Annotated in this window: 13 protein-coding genes; 7 read left to right on the top strand and 6 right to left on the bottom strand. The window is 70.0% G+C overall.

From position 1 onward, the window contains the following. Window positions 1-10 precede the first annotated feature (10 nt). Window positions 11-349 carry a YbaB/EbfC family nucleoid-associated protein gene (locus JOD64_RS03465; RefSeq protein ID WP_204940873.1) on the bottom strand — a complete coding sequence of 113 codons (339 nt, stop codon included), beginning with the start codon at window positions 347-349 and terminating at the stop codon, window positions 11-13. Between the two features lie 284 nt (window positions 350-633). Here JOD64_RS03465 and JOD64_RS03460 point away from each other — a divergent pair, with 284 nt between their 5' ends. Together JOD64_RS03460 and JOD64_RS33705 are read left to right on the top strand one after the other, a co-directional pair. After that, the gene (locus tag JOD64_RS03460) at window positions 634-2,169 is read left to right on the top strand and encodes a hypothetical protein (RefSeq protein WP_204940872.1); all 1,536 of its coding nucleotides are present in this window, start codon (window positions 634-636) and stop codon (window positions 2,167-2,169) included. Window positions 2,170-2,288: 119 nt separating this feature from the next. Continuing rightward, on the top strand, window positions 2,289-3,944 hold the full coding sequence (locus JOD64_RS33705; protein ID WP_204940871.1) for a S8 family serine peptidase: 1,656 nt from the start codon (window positions 2,289-2,291) through the stop codon (window positions 3,942-3,944). 368 nt (window positions 3,945-4,312) lie between these two features. On the opposite strand, the gene JOD64_RS33700 is transcribed toward JOD64_RS33705, so the two are convergent. Beyond that, complete coding sequence (locus JOD64_RS33700) at window positions 4,313-6,061, bottom strand: ricin-type beta-trefoil lectin domain protein (protein ID WP_204940870.1); 1,749 nt, start codon at window positions 6,059-6,061, stop codon at window positions 4,313-4,315. Between the two features lie 583 nt (window positions 6,062-6,644). Here JOD64_RS33700 and JOD64_RS03445 point away from each other — a divergent pair. Next, window positions 6,645-9,134: a hypothetical protein gene (locus JOD64_RS03445; RefSeq protein WP_204940869.1), complete on the top strand. Its 2,490-nt coding sequence runs from the start codon at window positions 6,645-6,647 to the stop codon at window positions 9,132-9,134. An 86-nt stretch (window positions 9,135-9,220) separates the two neighbouring features. Continuing rightward, window positions 9,221-9,769 (top strand): sigma-70 family RNA polymerase sigma factor, encoded by a 549-nt coding sequence (locus tag JOD64_RS03440; RefSeq protein WP_204940868.1) that lies wholly within the window; start codon window positions 9,221-9,223, stop codon window positions 9,767-9,769. Between the two features lie 9 nt (window positions 9,770-9,778). Here JOD64_RS03440 and JOD64_RS03435 read toward each other — a convergent pair whose 3' ends face one another. The 4 genes from JOD64_RS03435 to JOD64_RS03420 form a co-directional block, all read right to left on the bottom strand. After that, a complete protein-coding gene (locus JOD64_RS03435; protein ID WP_204940867.1) occupies window positions 9,779-10,186 on the bottom strand; it encodes a transcriptional regulator in 408 nt (135 codons plus the stop codon). Window positions 10,187-10,460: 274 nt separating this feature from the next. After that, window positions 10,461-11,120, bottom strand: coding sequence for a response regulator (locus tag JOD64_RS03430; protein WP_204940866.1), 660 nt, complete (start codon window positions 11,118-11,120; stop codon window positions 10,461-10,463). Next, complete coding sequence (locus JOD64_RS03425) at window positions 11,117-12,325, bottom strand: sensor histidine kinase (RefSeq protein WP_204940865.1); 1,209 nt, start codon at window positions 12,323-12,325, stop codon at window positions 11,117-11,119. Before JOD64_RS03425 ends, JOD64_RS03430 begins: the two co-directional genes overlap by 4 nt. A gap of 11 nt (window positions 12,326-12,336) precedes the next feature. Beyond that, window positions 12,337-13,110 carry a carbohydrate-binding protein gene (locus tag JOD64_RS03420; RefSeq protein ID WP_204940864.1) on the bottom strand — a complete coding sequence of 258 codons (774 nt, stop codon included), beginning with the start codon at window positions 13,108-13,110 and terminating at the stop codon, window positions 12,337-12,339. Between the two features lie 267 nt (window positions 13,111-13,377). On the opposite strand from JOD64_RS03420, the gene JOD64_RS03415 reads away from it, so the two are divergent. From JOD64_RS03415 to JOD64_RS03405, 3 genes are all read left to right on the top strand, one after another. Then, window positions 13,378-14,571, top strand: coding sequence for a glycosyltransferase (locus JOD64_RS03415; protein WP_204940863.1), 1,194 nt, complete (start codon window positions 13,378-13,380; stop codon window positions 14,569-14,571). Window positions 14,572-15,390: 819 nt separating this feature from the next. Continuing rightward, entirely contained in the window at window positions 15,391-16,284 is an 894-nt protein-coding gene (locus JOD64_RS03410; RefSeq protein WP_204940862.1) for a hypothetical protein, read from the top strand. A 663-nt stretch (window positions 16,285-16,947) separates the two neighbouring features. After that, window positions 16,948-17,658, top strand: coding sequence for an oxygenase MpaB family protein (locus JOD64_RS03405; protein WP_204940861.1), 711 nt, complete (start codon window positions 16,948-16,950; stop codon window positions 17,656-17,658). Window positions 17,659-17,954 lie beyond the last annotated feature (296 nt).

Here is a 17,954-nt window from a genome sequence, read left to right as displayed (position 1 = left end):
TGCGCGTCGGTCAGTTCGGCAGCCGGTCGGTCAGCCAGGCCAGGTCCTGCATGAGCGGGCGTATGCCGTCGTCGGTCAGCCGTCGCATCGCCTCGTTGGCTCGGGTGAAGGCCTCGGCCAACAACTCCTCCAACGTTCCCAACCGTGCGGGGTCGGCGAGGCTGGGGTCGACGAACACCTGCCGCACCTCCCCGCGCGCGGTCAGGGTGATGCTGACCAGACCGTCCCCGGCGGTCCCGGTCGCCTCGGCGGCAAGCAGCCGGTCCTGCACGTGTTGCATCCGTTCCTGCATCTCCCGGGTCTGCTGGGCGAACGCCTCCAGGCCGAACGGTTCCTGCTGTGGCTGCATGGCCGAACTCCTCTCGTCGCGGGTCGCACCGACCCGGTTCTCGCGGCTCACGTCGGATCGGCGCCCGGGGCGATCCCGGCGCGTGTCGACGGCCTCCCAACGACGGGCTGGCCGGTTCGGTTCACCGTCCGTCGGGACATTCGGGTTGCCGCGCCGTGTTCTGTCCGCCGCTGGCTCGGCGACCCGGCAGGAGGGACGCCCGAAAGGGAACGCTGGTCCGTCACGGTCGCGACGGCCGTGACGGCGGAGAGTACGGTGCCACGGAAACATCGTGGGAGGTGTCGATGCTGGCTCGGCTGGCGCTCGTGCTCGCAGCGGTCGCTGGTGCCGTTCTCGGGGCCCTGTCCGGCCCGACAGCCGCGCCGGGAGCGCCTGCCACCCCGGCCGAGACGGGCAAGTACTACGTGGTCGGTCAGCCGGTCAACGGCCAGCGCGAGCATCTCTACGCGATTGCCCTCAAGACGCTCGGCAACGGCAACCGCTACCACGAGATCGCCGACCTCAACCGCGGCCGTCGCCAGCCCGACGACGACGTCCTGACCGACGCCCTGACGGTCAAGCCCGGCTGGATCCTGGTGCTGCCCGCCGGCGCGAAGGGCCCGGGCGTACGCACCGGACCGATCCCGGCGGTGGTGCCCGGCGCGCCGTCGACGGAGGGCTCCTCGGCACCGCCTCCGCGGGCGGCAGCCCACGAGGACCGCGAGATCGACGGCACCCTGCTGCGGATCGGCGGATTCGCGATCACGCTCCTACTGGTCATCCTCGCGCTGCGCGTGCTGCACGGCGGGTCACGCCGCACCGCGCGCGCCGCGACCGGCCCGGCGTCCGGGCCCGAACCAGCCGTCGCCGCCGGGCCAACGATCGATCCCATCGGCCCCCGAAAGGTGACCGATCCGGGTGCGGCGATCGACCCCGGCGATCCACCGGAGCCGGCGAGCCGGCCTGCCGCGCCCGGAGTGCCCAGCGTGTCTGCGTCCGCCGCGACGCTCCCCACCACCGAGCCGGACCCGAACGCCGGCACCCGGACGCCCGGGACACAGACCGCCAAGGCCCGCACGCCCGGGCCCAGGACGCCCGAGGCAGGGCGGTCCGAGACGCCGCCGCGACCGGTCCCGTCCGCCTCCGGCGGCGGGCGTCCGGTCGTCGACGTGCCACTGCCGGAGGACGCCACCGTCGAGGCCGGGGCACCGCGCGCCACCGACCCGGTCGCGGCGACCACGAGCGCCGGCGCGGCCGACGCAGGACGCCCGGTCGAGCCGCGGCCCGCCCTGCCCGGTGCGGACGACCAGACGCCCGACGTGAGCGAGAAGCTGCTCACCGAGGACGGTCCGGTGAGCGTACGGCTCTCCGGGGTGACGCCTGGGGAAGGCCGACCCGCCTATGCCTGGCTGGCCGAGGGTGAGGAACCCCCACCGGCGATCGTGCCGCTGGTGCTCGGGCACCGGGACGGGTGGCGGCTGCACGTCGACCTCGCCCGTACCCCGGATGTCCTGACGATCGTCGGGCCGGATGACGATTGCCGCCGCCGCGCCGCCGCGTACGCCCGGCAGTTGCGCGGCGCGGGTCTCGGGGTCGCCATCGTCGGCGATGCGCTCGGCCACGAGGCCGTTCCGGGTACCCGCCGGTTGGAGCGCTTTCCGGAGCTGCCAGCTGCCGACGAGCCGCGCCCGGAGCCGTACGTGGTGCTCTGCGCGGGTCTGCCGGAGCCGGCCGCGATCGTCCGCCAGCTTGCCAGGGCGACCCAGGGGCGTGCCGTGCCGGTGATCCTCGGCTCCGTGCCGGCCGGACGCTGGTCAATCCGGCTCGACGTCGCGGACTGACGTCTCGCCCGACACCGCGATTTCGACTTCCGCGTCGGATTGCCTGAACGCGGCGTGGCACGCGTTCGTCGTCAGGTCGACGTCCGACCGGGCGCGCGGTGACGCGAAGGAGGCTGGCGGTGCCAGCGAGACGCAAGAACCTGTATCGGCTGCTCGCGGTGTTTTTCGTGGCATGCGGACTGGCCCAGTTGACGACGGTCGGAGTGGCGACCGCGGATCCGGCTACGGCATCCGGCTACGTGAAGTACTACGCGGTGGCTGCCTCGTACCAGGGGGCGCCGGAGAACCTGACCGAGATCGCCGTACGGGTGCTCGGCAGCGGCGAACGGTCCGCCGAGATTTACGCGCTCAACGCGGGGCGCCCCCAGGCGGACGGGGCGGGGCTGAGTGATCCCGCCCGCCTGCACGCCGGTTGGGTGCTCGTCCTTCCGTGGGACGCCGCCGGTGACGGCGTGCGGTACGGGCTGCTGCCGACGGCGTCCGCGGCCCCGAGTACGGGCGCGGCGGGCAAGCCGGCGGCGTCAGGCAAACCGGCGACGAATCCGAGCACCGGCGGCGGTCCTCGCGTCGACCCCACCAAGCCGCCCAGCAATGTCACCAAGCCGTCCAAGCGGACCGGCGGTGCCTCGGCGGGGAGTTGCGGTCGCACCGCCGCCGCCAGCAAGCAGTCGAACTGGGCCCAGCAGCAGTTGGCGCCGCACGACGCGTGGGAACGGTCCCGAGGCGACGGGGTGATGGTGGCGGTGGTCGACTCGGGTGTCGACGCGAGCCTGCCGCAGCTCAGCGGGCGGGTGGCCGTTGGCGCGGACGTCACCAGCGGCAACGGTCAGGGCGACTCCGACTGCCTCGGCTCCGGTACGGCGATGGCCGGCATCATCGCCGGCGACTCCGACCAGCCCGAGGTACCCAGCGGTATGGCGCCGGACGCGACCGTCCTGCCGATCCGGGTCGTCGGCAACGGCGCGAAGGCCAAGTCGGCCGACGCGGTGAACGCGATCGAGGTGGCCGTCTCCACCGGGGCATCGGTCATCGCCGTCGGCTCGTTCGTCAGCCTGGCGGAGCCGGAGGTGGCCGCGGCGGTGACCAAGGCGTTGGCCCAGGACGTGCTCATCGTCGCCCCCGCGCCCACCGAGTCCGCGACGATACCGGCGCCCTCCGAGGGTTCCGGCACTCCAGGCGCGTTGCTCCTGGTGGGCGGGATCGGCGCGGACGGCAAGCTGGCTGAGGCGTACCAGGACTCGACGGTGGACGTGGTCGCTCCCGGTGTCGACGTCGAGAGCCTCGGCATCAACGGGAGCGGCACGGTGAACATGAGCGGCTCGCAGTACGCGGTGGCCTTCGTCGCCGGCCAGGCGAGCCTTGTCCGATCCGCCTATCCCACGCTCAACGCGGTCCAGGTGAAGCACCGCATCGAGGTGACCGCCGAGCGGATGGGCGCCGCGCCACCAGACCACCAGTACGGCTGGGGAATGATCAAGCCGGCTGCGGCCGTGAGCGCCGCGGTCGAGGGCGAGACGAGTGCCGCCACGGCGACCGGCGGGAGCGGCGTTGGCCTGGCGCGTACGGTGGCGATCGTCGTCGTGGTGTTCATTCTGCTGGCCGCGATCGTGCTGCTCCTGCTGCGGGCCCGGCGCTGGGCCCGGGGCAGCGTTCTCGCCCCGGACGACCTGGAGGAGTCTGGCCCGCCGCCGGGATCGGCACGGGACGAGACGATCCCGCAGCGGCAGACGGGCGACGAGGCCGGTGAACCAGCGGTAGGCGGGCAACGCCGGTGAACCGGCGATAGGTAGGCAACGCCGGTAGCCAGCGGTAGGTGGGCAACGCCGGTAGTCGGCGGCGCACCGGAAGAGCCGGTGACGCGGATGTGTCGGGGCCCCGAGGGGCACCGCCTCCGGGTCACCGGCTCTCGTTTTTCCGTCCCGCGTTACCGGCTGCTCGGGCCTGGATGCCCGCATCGCGAGGCGCGAGCCGGCCTGGACGTTGTGCGAGCAGTCGGTGTGCGCGACGCCTTGAGGCTGGCTCTTTCACCACCCAGGTCCGGGCCCGGCCGGCTACCGCCAGGGACGAGAACTCGGCAGGAAACGGCCGGGCGAGGATCGGAACCGATCCTCGCCCGGCCGTGTCGGCGTGCCTCAGGAGCGCGTCACCACTCCGACTTCTCCATGAGCGCCCATTCGTGGTCGTCGTTGTCCAGGCACGGGACGAGCGCCAGGCGGGCTTCCTTGGACTCGCCCTTCCCGGGTGCGTCGAGGCAGAAGCCGGTGACGGTGTTGCGGAGTCGGTAGTACTCGAAGCCGCCCGACACGAACCTGGGTTCGAGCTGGAAGTACTGGTTGTCGTTGTCGTAGCAGACGGTCTCACCGAGCGGGGTGCTGCTGACCACGGTGCCGGTGCTGGGCGGGTCGAGGCAGAAGTTGTCGTCCATGTTGCGGATCCAGTAGTTCTGGTGCCCGTCCGGGCTGGTGGCTCGCGGTATGAAGACGAACTCCTGGTTGTCCGTGCCGGTCTTGGCGCACGGGTACTGGTTCACCGGCCCGTCCGTCTTACCGCCGTAGAACCCGGGAAGGTCGACGCAGAGCTTGGTCGCGTTGTTGTAGATGAAGTACGGACCGTAGGTGCCCCGTGCGTCCTTGGCCATGACGGCGGGCTGGTTGCTGCGGGCCGCTGGCTTGGTGCTCTGCACCGGTGGCTTCGTGGCCGTGACCGTCGGGGAGGGCGTCGGCGAGGTGCCCGGGGTTGGGCGGGTCGCCGGCGTGGTGGGCGACGGCGATGCGGCCGCGGGCTTGGCGGTGAGGCGGGTGTCGAGCGCGTAGTAGGAGGTGTAGGACGCGACGTCCCGCAGGAACGCCTGAGTGGCGGCGTCCGGGGTGCCACCGCTCTGGCGGACGGCGTCCGGCCCGATCCGGAACGCGGTGAGCGCGAGGAGATAGGGGTCGCCCTGGAGAGCGGAGAACTCCTTGACCATCTCGCAGAGGGCGGTACCGACCGCCGGAATGGCGACGGCGGGGTTCCAGGCCGAGGCGTTCGGTGGGCCGTAGCGCTGCCAGAGGTCGGCGCGGAACTGTGCGATGCCCTGCTCGCTCTTCCCCCCCAACCTGTTGGGGTTGAACTGGGAGGCGGCCATGAGGACCGCGGCGACGGCGGACGGCGGCACCTGTGCGCAGACCTTGCCCGCGGCGAGCAGGGGCTGGACGTACGTGTTGGGGAGGGGTTTGACGGCGGCCGGCGCTCCGGTCGGGTTGAACTGAGCGCGCGTGCTCGCGTCACCGAACTGCGGCAACGTGGCGTAGTAGTTGGCGTACGCGTTGGCCTTGTCGACGTAGTCGCTGGCGGACTGTGGGATCCCACCGGCGTCCCGTACGGCCTCCAGCCCCGCTCGGAACGCGGCGAGAGAGAGCCCCCACTGGTCCCCGGGTACCTTCGCCAGCCGCAGCTGCCCGCTGAGGTCACACACCTGGTGGGCGAGCGCGAGGATGTTGGCCGAGGTGTCCGTGCGGCGCGCCTGCGGCCACGGGACCCATTTCTTCCAGTCGCCGTCGTCGAGTCCGGCGATGCCCCGACCGCCGGACACCGTGCCGGACGCGGCGGTGTCGAGGCCGGACTCGGCCATCAGCTGGCCGGAGAGCCGGGCGGGGGTCAACATCGGACAGGAGCGGGCGGCCGTGGCGATCGTCGTCATCTGGTCGTCCGAGATGGCCCGCCCGGTGAGATCGTTGCTGTTGGCCGCCACCGAGATGCCCCAGCCGATGCTGGCGACGATGGCGGAGAGCACCGCGAGGCTCGCGATGACGGTGCCCACCGCGCGGCGCCCCAGCCAGCCGAGCCGCTGACCGCGCCGGTTGCGGAGTTGGCCGAGCCACCGGCTCGGGCTCCAGGACGAGGAGGTTCGCACAGTGTTCGTACCCTTCTTGGCATCGGGATCGTCATCACGACGAACGCCGGCCCGACCGCGTTCAACACGCTGAGGAACTTCTCCCGCGTCTGGCGCACGGGGGCGCCGGGCGCCCCCTTACAAGGACGCCACGCCTGGAGCGCGGGTGACCCTCCGGCCGGCCGTGACGGGGACGCCGGCCGCCGGATGAGGGACTGGTGGTCGGCTCCGTCCGCCTGCCAGGCTGATTCTCGCTGTGGTGGCCTGGAAGGCTGACCGACCAGATCGTGGTGTCCACCCCGCTCGTGCGACGCGACAGGTGACCGGCCGGTGTGAGCCGTACCGTGCCGACCCAGAGGGGGAGGACAGGGGTGGGACGCCTGCGCTGCCCTGTCGTGACGGGGAGCGAACCCAGCGTCTCGCTCTTCAGGACCGTCGGGACGCCTGACCGCCGCACGGTCCGGGTCTGTTCCCGATGACCGTCACCGCAAATTTTCCGGGCATCCGGGAGAATCCCTCCCGTACCGTTCACGGTCCCGGCGGCGAGATTGAGAAGACCGGGCCTCGCCGTTCGTTGAGGGGGCATGCAGACGAGCGGACCGAGATGAACAACGGTACGGGCGCCGTCGCCGGCGGGCTGCCGCGCGTACCGGCGAAGACCATGGGTGCCGAGCGCGCGGAGTATCGGCGCCTGGACGGTTTGTTCGACATCTGGCTGCGGGTCGGGGTCGACGGCCGGCTGGTCGGTGCCCAGGGCCGGGATACGCCCCTGGACGCCACCGCGATGGCCGACCTCGTCCGACGCGGCGGCGGGGCCGGGGACGACGTACGGGTGATGATGGACGGCGCGGCCGAGCACCGGGAGACGTTCGCCGAACTCGCCGGGATACTCGGCCGTGACGTGCACATCGCCCCCGCCCGGAGCAAGCTCAGCTACCGCCACGGTACGCATCGGGAACCGGCGCTCGTCGACACCATGACCGGCCGGCCGGTTGACTGGCTCGTCATTCAGCCGCCGGCCATGACGACCGACCTGCCCGGCTGGTACGAGGCCAACGGCGGACTGCTCCGGCCGCGGACCGGGCTCGTCACGGCACCGCTGCCCGGCGGGATCACGTTGGCGACCCGCGCGGACTTCGTGGCCCGGCGTGCCGCCGCAGCCGACCTGGCGGCGGGCCACCCGGAGCTGACCACGATCGGTGCCGCCGTCCGTGGTGGCGGGTTCGTGATCGGCGACTACGGCGGTTCGTACCAGATCGTCGGCGGACGACGGCTCGCCGCCGCCCTCTCCGAGATGCCGCTGTACGGCGGCGAGGTACGGATGTGGATACGGTGGCCGTTCGACGGAGACGAGCAGGCGCTGCTACACGGAAACCTGACCGCGTTCGCCGAGAACACCGGCGCGATCGTCTGGGCGCCGGAGCGCAACGCGCTGACCGAGATCCTGGAGAGCTGCCACGACCTCAGCGCCGCCGACCGGGCCGGTGGACCGGCGGCGTGGCGAGCGTACCTGCCGACGGCCACCGGATCCTCCCGCTTCGAGTCCGACCTGGACGGGCGGTTGTCCCCGGTCGGCAAGCGGATCGTCAGCAGCTATCCGGGCGTACCGCTGGTCACCGTCGCGCGGGAGCGCGAGCGTGCGATGGCCGCCCGCTACGCAGAGCTGCGGACCCAGCACGGGCTGTTCCGCCTCGACCTGACGGTCCTCGCCGACGGGCGGTGGGCGGCACAGCATGCCGATGACGTCCCGCACGCGCTGGGACCCAGGGTGCTGCACCGGATGCTGCGGGCCGCCGGCTGGCAGGGCGAGGACCTCGTGCTGCTCGCCGGCTATCCGGGGTCCGCCGCGGCGGGGTTGCGCGACTACGGCACCCAGCTCACCAGCGCGCTGCGCGCGCAGGTCTGGATCCTGCCACCGGACGCCGACGTCGAGAGCCTGGACGGTACGGCGCGCGCGGTGGATCGGGACGGCCGGCCGGTCGAGTGGCAGCGGTTGGACTCGGGCCAGCCGCAGCGGCGCTGGCGAAGCGAGAACGGCCTGCTGGTCGACGCTGACCGTTCGGCGCGATCTTCGGCGGTTGCCGGACCTGCTCCGGAACCGCCGCCAGATGCGTCGAGTCGTCCGGCCGCGCCTCGTACGCCCGCCGGCCCCGACCTTCCGGTCAGCGCGACGCCCTCGCTGGTCACGGCCCGGCGCGGGCTGCGGCATGGCATCGACTGGCTCGCCGCGCGGCCGGAGGTCAACGAGGATCCGGTCGAGCTCTATGTGGTGTGCGGGTGCCCGCCGGCCGAGGCCGTCGAGCGCGGCGTGCCCACGCCGCACCTGTTCCTCGTCGGTACGCTCCGGCCGCCCGCCCCCGGCACGCTCGCCGCCGGTGCACACCTGCTCCGCGTACGGGTCGAGCCGGGTGGCGCGGTGGACACGTCATCGATCAACGTGCACGAACCGCCGGTGGTTCAGGCCCTGCTCGCCAACCGGGAAAAGTCCTATCTGCTGCCCGGCGGCCTGCTGGGCCGGACAAGGCTGGTCGCGAGCTACGACGTCGCGGCGTCTGGAAACTTCACGGCCCGTGCGGCACTGCCCACCGGACCCGCGCTCGCGATGCGCTGCTCGGGGGCGGAACACGGCATCGAGGGGCTGCCGAGCGACGTTTCGCGGTGGCCCTGGGAGCACGACGCGACCGCGTACGCGCTGCTGCCCGGCCCGAACGTCGCCTCGTCGAACGGCGCCCTGGTGCTGCTGCGCCGGCGGCCGAGGGTCCGCCCGGGCCGCCGCCTGCTGGAATTGCGCGTGCCGTGGCGGCGCGCGATCGACGTGCGCGCGACCGCACTCCAGATAGCCCGCCTGGCGCCGGTCCGTTCCGCAGCCGCGGCGCTGCTCGAGGCCAAGGTGGAACTGCTGTTGCCCGGCGGCGAGTACGAGCGGGTCGACGTCGTGCGGGTCCTGTCGGCGGGTCGGCTGGGCTGGCGCGCGGACGGCGACGCGCCGGCGCAGACGCTGGCCGAGTTGCTCGCCGGCGGCGACGCCCGTACCCACCGGCCCGAGCGCCCGGGTCTGCCTGCGGCATCTGGGACCGGACCTGGGTCCCACTGAGTCTTTCGGCTCAGGAGTTCCGGAGTGGAGCGTCAGTAGCGTCCGTTGCGAGACAAAGCGCTTCTCCACGCAGGAAAGGCAAGGCGATGAAGAGCGACGTGTGCGTAGCCGACCGGTTTGACCGGGAAGCGCACCTCGAGCGCCGCATGCTGGAGGTCTTCCAGGCGAACGCCCAACCGCTGTACTACTTCCTGCTCCGGCTGACGCGCGGGCAGGCCGGAACGGCGGAGGACCTGTTGCAGGAAACGATGCTGCGGGCGTGGCGCAAGCTGGACGATCTGCCGGACGACACCTCCACGATCCGCCGGTGGCTGTTCATCGTGGCCCGGCACCTCGCGATCGACCTGGCCCGCTCCCGCCAGGCCAAGTCGGAGATCCTGGGGGTGGACGTCAGTTGGGCCAGCTCACCGGACGACACGTTCGAGACGCTTCCCGACCGGCTCGCCCTGCATGCCACCCTGCGCAAGCTGACCCCCGAGCACCGGACCGTGCTGGTCGAGCTCTACTACCGTGACGCGTCGGTGGCGGAGGTCGCGGCGCGGATCGGCATCCCGGAGGGCACCGTACGCTCGCGCTCCTTCTATGCGCTGCGCGTGGCGCGCGGGATCCTCGCCGAGGCCGACGCGCGGTCGTGAGGCGACGTTCTACGACACGGCGGGCACGCGGAGCGAACAGATGACGGCCGCCACCGCCACGGGTGACAGCCAGGCCAGCCCACTCGCGACAGCGCGTACGGCACCCAACAGGTCGGCGGGCTCGAAGTGGCCGTAGACGAGGCAGCCCCGGACGGGCGCGCACAGCTTCGCGGTTATCGCGCCGTGCTCGGTCACGCTCGTCATCGCGATCACCAGCGAACGCTGGGCCAGCGAGCCCACGAGATCCATGCTGTCGGGCGCGGGAACCCGGTCGTCGAGCAGCGTCACGGTCGGCCGTAGCTGGCGAGCCAGGGCCAGCGCCTCGCCGCCGTCACCGGTGCATGCCACCACGTGTACCCGATCGTCGGTGTCGAGCACGGCACGGATGGCCGCCCGCTCGGTCGGCCTCGGATGCACCAGTAACACGCTGATCGTGGGGGTTGCCGAGACAAACGGATGTCCATTGTCGCTGCGCTTGTTCGTCATCACGACGACCCGCCGTTCATGCGTGTGCCATCCGGTGCCGTTTCCCGTCCTGTTGAAACCGTTGACGGTCAACACAACGACGGCGGTAGGCCGCGCGTTCAGCCGACTGGTCGCTCCTCGCCGGTGTACCGCCCGTAGCCACGGGCGGCGCCGTCGCGGGGCGGCTGCCGCCGGACCCGGGCGCCTGTTGCCGGAACCCGGACGGCTACTGTCGGCCCGACCAGCGCAGGACCGCCTCCGTCCGGTTGGTGGCCCGAAGCTTGGTGAAGATGTGATGCAGGTGGTTCTTGACCGTCTTCTCCGTCAGCAGCAGGCGCCGGCCGATCGCGGCGTTCGAGTGGCCGGCGCACAGCAGCTCGATGACGTCCTGTTCCCGCCGCGTCAGGCCGAACCCTTGCCGTACCAGGCGTAGCTGGTCCACTTGACTGGCCTGGTCCCGCTCGCGGGCCGCCTGGTCCCGCAGGGCGGCGATGGTGACCGAGGCGCCCCGGGACGACAGCCAACCCTGACCGGACGCCACCGCGCGGATCGCGCGGACCAACTCGGGCGGATCGAACTCGCCGTGCACGAGGTAGCCGCTGGCGCCGCCGCGCAGCATCGCGGCGATGAGTTCGTCGGCGGTGTCGCTGGTCAGCACGAGCGCGGCGGTGTGTTCGGAGAGTTGGGTGACGACGCTCAGCCCGTCGGCGATCGGCATGCGATGGTCAAGCAGGGTCACGTTCGGGCACAGCCGTCGTGCCATGGTCACGGCGGTCCGCCCGTCGGGGGCTTCGCCGACCACCCGCATGTCCTCGATACCGGCGAGGTAGCCGCGAATGGCGACCCGGACGATCGGGTTGTCGTCGACGATCAGGACGTCGATCACGGAAAGACCGCCTGTCCGTAGCGGCTGGCCGCCGGGTCCACAGCCGTCAGTGGCACCCGGGTCACGAGCCTGGTGCCCGCCCCGGCGGACGAATCGACGCGCAGGGTGCCACCGACGGCCTGGGCGCGCTCGGTCATCCCGATGACTCCGAAGTTGCCGGAGGCGGAGAGCTCGGTCAACTCACCAGGCACCGTGAACCCCGAGCCGTTGTCCCGGATGGTGAGTTCCACATGCCCATCCGGCTGGTTGAGGTCAACCCACACCTGGCTGGCACGTGCGTGCCGAGCCACGTTCTGCAGCGCCTCGTTCAGAATCTGGGTGAGTTCGTACCGGACCGCCACCGGCGGGTTGACCGCTGTGGCCGTGACCCGCACCGGGATGCCGGCGCTGCTCGACCAGGCCCGGCAGATGCCCCGGACGACGTCCGAGAACGGTCGGTCCGGCGCGTCCCGGCGCAACCCGGACAGCAGCTCGCGGGCCTCGCGTACGGCGGTGTCCGCCCCCAGCGAGACGGTGGCGGCGAGTTGTTCGGCAAGGTCCGGCTGGCGGCGCAGCAGGGACGGCAACGCGACCGCGGCGAAGGAGACCCCGCGCAGCGTCTTCGCCACCGAGTCGTGCAGCTCCCGGGCCAGCCGGGTACGTTCCGACGCGGCCGTCGAGTGCTGGACGGCGGTCACCGCCGCCACCGACGTGTCGATGTATCTCGCCAGCGCAGCGGTCACGACGGCGGCGGCGATCCCGCAAACGATGTCGATCATCGGAAAGGCGAGCATGAACGGGGCCGCGATGGACGTGGCGGCCTCCCTGCCGCCGGCCCGGAGCAGCTCCATGGCCACGGCCAGGCCGAGCCCCGCGTCGGCGATCCAGAGCGGCAGCCCGCGTACGCCGAGCAACGCGCCGGCCAGCGCGGCGTGGCCGGCCGCATAGCAGAAGTAGGCGACCCCACCACGGCTGAGCAGCAGCACACCGATCATCGGAACGGCGTCGACGGCGATGACGCACAACCGCCACCGGATCGCCGTCGGCCACCGGCTCAGCACCGTGAGCTGAACCATCGTGGTCCCGGCGACGACGGCCAGCGAGCCGAGGCTCTGCCAGAAGTCGTCGACCAGTCCCACACCGACACCGACCGCGGCGAACGTCAGGGTGAGCCGCCCGAGCAGCAACGCCCGGGACACGGCGGCGTACGCGACAAACCAGCTCATCGATCGGCCAATCAGCTGACAGTGACTTTGTCGATGTCGGGGGAGCTACCCTCGTCGTTGTAGAAGGTGATGGCGGTGCGCCCGGCGGGGATCGAGGCGACGAAGGAGAAGGTCTTCGGCTGTTCCCAGTCGGTGCCGCTGGTGTTGAAGGTGATGGGTGCCGCGTCGTTGATCGCTACCTTGATCCGCCGGTTGCCGTCGATCTCGTAGGTGACGGTGACGGTTCGGGTGCCGGCCAGGTTGGTGTCGAGGTAGACGGTGACCTTGCCGAGGTAGCGTACGCGGGCTCCACCGTCGCAGGTGTCGCACGAGACGGGGAGGGCACCCTCGCTGAGGCTGTTGGCGGGGTTCTCGGCCTGGACGGTGACCGGCGTGAAACGGGCCGGCGGGTTCGCCTTGGGTGATGTGGTCCTCGACGGGCTCGGCGAGCCCTTCCCTGATCTCGGGGTACCACGATCCGGTGTCGCGATCGGCGGCGCGCCGCCCACTGTCGCGCTCGGGCCGACGTGGGAGGAGGGGCCGCCGGTCGGTGGCGTCGAGGCCGCCGGGGCGGTAGCGGTGGGCAGGGCGGTAGCGGTGGGCGGTCGCGCCTGGGACCCGTCGGGCCGCTGGTCTTTGCCGCGGGAGATCAGCGGCGGAATGGCGATCGCGGCGAGGAGGATGACGACCGCCAGGCCGGTGATGCCGGCCCAGGCCGGTGGTTGGAGGGAACGTCCCAGCTCCGGTGTTCCGTGCAGGAGCGGATGGCGCGGATCGCGGATGTCTGTGATGGGATCGTTGGGCACGCTACTCCCTGAGCCCTTGCCCGTGGTCGAGAAAAGCGAACCGTTTCGCCGTAGACACGGCTGAGAATCTACCAATCGTTACCTGTGCGTGAACCGGGGGTTGCTCAACTGATACCGACTCTGTCGATGTCAGGGGAAGTTCCGTTGTCGTTATAGAGAGCTATGGCGATGCGTCCGGCGTCCCCGCCCTGGGACTTGCGCCGGAATCCGATCGGTGTCGCAGAATCGCTGACCGAGGGCGGCACCTACGGAAACGGGAGACGCGAAGTGCGCGTGTTGTTGTCGACATACGGGTCACGCGGGGACGTCGAACCGATCGTGGGACTCGCGGTGCGGTTGCGGGAACTCGGCGCCGAGGTACGGGTGTGCGCACCCCCGGACGAGGAGTTCGTCGAGTTGCTGGCTGGCGTCGGCGTCCCGCTGGTGACGATCGGCCAGCCCTGGCGCTCGTTGGTGCGACCATCGTCGGCGGCGGACGCCTCGCATGCCGTGGCCGAGATGATGGCCACGCAGTTCGAGACGATCGCGGCGGCGGCCGAGGGATGCGACCTGCTCGTGGCTGCCGGCATGGTGCTCTTCGTGGCGCCGTCGGTGGCCGAGAAGCTGGGCATCCGGTACGCGTACGTGTCCTTCTGCCCGATCGGGCTGCCGTCGCCGCATCACCCGCCGTGGCCCTGGGGCCGGCCGTCTCCGAGGGGGGTGACGGACAACCGGACACTGTGGCGGCTGGAGGCGCGGACCTATGACGCGATGTTCGGCGAGCCGATCAACACCCACCGGGCGTCGGTCGGCCTGCCTCCGGTGGACAAGATCCGCGACCACGTGCTGACCGACCGGCCGTGGCTCGCGGCGGACCCGATCCTGGGCCCGTGGCGGGAGACGGCGGACCTCGACGTGGTGCAGACCGGCGCGTGGATCCTGCCCGACGAACGCCCGCTGCCGGCCGACCTGGTCGCGTTCCTGGACGTCGGCGCGCCCCCGGTGTACGTCGGCTTCGGCAGCATGCGCGCCCCGCGGGGCATCGCCGCCGTGGCCATCGAGGCGATCCGGGCGCAGGGGCACCGTGTACTGGTCGGGCGGGGCTGGGCCGGGCTGGCTCCGGTTGATGACGCCGAGGACTGCTTCGTCGTGGGCGAGGTCAACCAGCAGGCGTTGTTCCGCCGAGTGGCCGCTGTGGTGCACCACGGGGGCGCGGGGACCCTGACGACGGCGGCCCGGGCCGGTGCGCCGCAGGTGGTGGTGCCCCTGGCGACTGACCAGCCGTACTGGGCCGGCCGGGTCGCCGACCTGGGCATCGGCGCGGCGCACGCCGGTCCGACCCCGACCGCCGAGTCGCTGTCGGCCGCACTGAGAGCGGCCCTCGATCCCGAGACCCGGACACGGGCGACCGCCGTCGCCGGCACGATCCGCACCGATGGCGCGGCGTGGGCCGCCAGGCTGTTGCTCGACGCGGCCGATTGACCGAAGCGGGCGGCGGAGAGCGGCTGCCGGTGGCTGGGAAGGTGCTCACCTCAGGGCAACGGATGCCGAGCGGCGCACGCGCGGAATCGCGATGCGCCGCTCAGATTCGATCATTCAAGCCCTTCGGCGAGGGACTCTCTAGCCAGCCTCTCCTCGCAGTTCGGGCATACCAGCACCATCTCGGAAGTGCAGGGGCCCAAACAGTTGAACATAGGCAAACGTCGTAGGGCCTTCGTGGTCCGACAGGCGGTGCAGATCAGGGTTGACTGGCTGGTGGGAGGCTCCATCATGATCCCCTTGTTGTTGATTTCTGCTAAATGTCCTCGTCAGACTGTCCAGAGGTAGGTCGGCGTCGTCGGCCAGCCGGCTTCCGTTTGGTATGAGCGGCCGCCGCGGCAATCAATGCCGCAGCAACGGAGGTGAGCCAATCGGGATCTCGGGTCACCACAGTGATGATGAGTAGGAGGCCCGTCACAAGGACCGCGAGAAACTCCCAGAGTCCGAGTCGACGCTGTATCGTGAGCTTGACGAGCATGGGTGCAAACCTCTCGTTAGTCGAAGCCGTTGCTTGTCTCTTGCCGGGGCAGCAGCGGCTTCTGCTTCATCTAGGTAGGTCCTCTGAGATTCTGGCGCTTACATGGCCGCCCCCTTCGCTTGTTGCTCCTCAGCAAACACGAAGAACGGGTAGGGGGCCATCTTTTCGGCACCGATGCCGGTAGAAAGTGCACCTAGGCAATGAAGCATCAGACTTTGTGCATCGAAGATCGAAGATGAGATATCAAAAGTGTGAAATGGCGTCACTGTGCATGTTCGAGTACGATGAACGGAGAGCAAAATCGTGCAAATCTGTTCAAGATCGGCAAAGCGTGTTCATCGATGGGCAGGATCACGGATGGGGCGAGCGCCATGACCCTTCGGAGCCAGGACGGGGAAGCTCAGAGGCGTCTGGCGGCTTCGCTGACGCAGCTCTTCCACGAGTCTCGGGTGCGGAGTGTGAGCACGCTGGCGAGTTCGATCAACCGGGGTCGTGGCACCGTGGATCGGGTTCTGAAGGGTGGTCAGGTTCCAGAGGTGCAGTTGCTGGAGGAGATAGTTCGAGGTCTGGGCGGCGGCGACGACGAGGTGAAGCGCTTCCTTGGGCTTCGGCTGGCAATCTTCTCAGCCGACGTCGAATCGCCGATCTCTTCCTCATCTGACAGAATGGAAGGCTCCCCGCAGTCTCTGACAGTCAGATACTTTGACACCACTCAAGCGTTCTATTCGGCACTCACGAGCCACCTTGAATTAGCGAAGAACGAAATCTGCGTCACGTATATTCGAGAGCTTCCACCCACCCGATACGCGAACGAAGCCGCCAGGAAATACTTTGCTGAGCTCCTGAAGTGGGCTGAGCTCGGTGACCGTCGCGTGTTGCGAGTGATTGGAGTCCCGACGCAGGACGGTGCGCCGAAGATCCCATTTGTGAGGTGGCTCAAGGATCATTACGCCGAGACGGCCGAGATCCTTGCCTATGAAGCGAAGATCATTCCTTGGAGCGTTGATGCCGACAATATCAATATGGCTTTGATCGACGGTCGGACGACCTTCATAACTTTCTCTGGAATGAGTACTCAGGACTCAGGAAATAAGCGGCCTGAGCGCCGAAAATGCCGAATTTCAAGCCCGGTGGCGGAAGTTTTTCGACCAACTCTGGAGCCGTGGCAAGCGCATTGATGATTACCTGGCGTCGCAGGGAGGCGGCTCGGCCGTTCACTGATAGGCCTGCGGGCCTCTGCTCTTGCTTGATCTCCGACTTTGCCGCTTCCCCAAGGGGCGCTGGTTGAGGACATCGCCAGCGGTGGGGTTTCAGCAAAACGTCACCGGCATCGTCTTGGCCAACCTGGGACATCGCCCAGCGAATCGAGGCGCCGTCGTGCGGACAACATCGCGTGCTGACCGGCCCTCAGCCGAGACAACAACCGGTCGGGACACGTCCAGGAGCCCTTACCGGGAGGTGAAGCGACCCTCGACGCCGACCTGGCCGTGCTCGTCGGCTGGGTGGGATCTGACGTGGCCGCTTACCTGACGGCGATGGCACCGGCCTCCACAGGGGTCGGTGGCCATTGCTCTGTCGTCCGCTGGACGGGCGTTGTGTCGACGAGCGCCGCTGTCTCCGACGCGCGTTCGTGGCCTCGTGGCACCGGTCGCCTGACCTGTGATGTTCCCGACAGGCGACCGTTCTGAACTTTCCCCAGCCCGATCGCGTCGAGAGGGAGTCAACTTCCCGACCGGAGGATCAAATTGCGCAGCCAGTCGCATCCCCTGTGGCCGTATCCCGGTGAGTCACCTGTGGGTACCCACCGGGCCGGGTCATCGGTCATCAATGAATTGAACGCCGTGCGACTGCCGGTTCTGGGCGGAGTCTGGGCGGCGGCCATCACGCTTTTCGCGTACGAGCCGGTTGCCACGTCGATCGTGCGCACAGCCCGCGGCGGACGCCACGCCAACGCCGTCGAGGAGTTGCTCGAACTGGCCATGACCGGCGTGTTCGGTGATGGCGAACAGTCGTTCCGGCTGGCTCGCGACCCTGAGTCACCGCGGAAGTTCGGGTGGGCGAAACGGCGCGACGCCTCAACATTTCAACAGCAGGATCCGCTGCATTCGACAGCCGTCTACACCATCGTCGTGTACAGCCTGTTGCGAGTGCAGGAGCTGTTCTGCCGACGGCTCAACGAGCACGAGCGGGAGGCCTATTGCCGCGACGCGACGCAGGGCATCGGCGCGGTGCTGGCCCCTCGCGGGCGAGTTCCGCAGACCTTTAACGAGCTGCGATTCCACTACAACCTGATCGTCGAACGGCAACTGAGATTCGACCGCCGGTTCACCGGATTGTACGAGAAGTCCCGCGACCAGGACGTCGCTGGCACACCGATACGGGATCTGACCACTCTGGCCGCCCGCGCGCTTCCGCCGAGCCTCCTGGGCGTGCTCCAGCTGACTGAGGTCCCGAGAGACCCGATGCAGACGATGACGGCCGCCGGCCAGTTCGACGTTCGACCTATCCGCCGGGACCCACCTCAGCCGACCCCTCAACCGCGAAGGATGTGACGTGGCCGCGATGCGCCGCTTCGAGTTGGTCGGCGCTACCTCCAGAGTGCCGCTCACGTGGACGAGCTCATCGCGGAAAAGGTGAGGGATACACCGAGTCCGCCGCACCAGCCGAGTCCGCAGCGCTGTCCGGCGGCGGCGACCCTGCTGAGGTTGCCCGGCGGGTGGCGGAGTTGGCGGTGTCGCTGGGCCGCGCTCGACGGGCCACCGCAGCCGAGTAGCCGCCGTGTACTTGCGCCCGAGCACTGAAAAGCGAGATCATCACGCATGCTCGACCCCTCGCCCGGGACTTCTCC

This window comes from Micromonospora luteifusca (assembly GCF_016907275.1).
Classification (GTDB): Bacteria; Actinomycetota; Actinomycetes; order Mycobacteriales; family Micromonosporaceae; genus Micromonospora; species Micromonospora luteifusca.
This window is presented reverse-complemented; position numbering and strand designations above follow the sequence as displayed.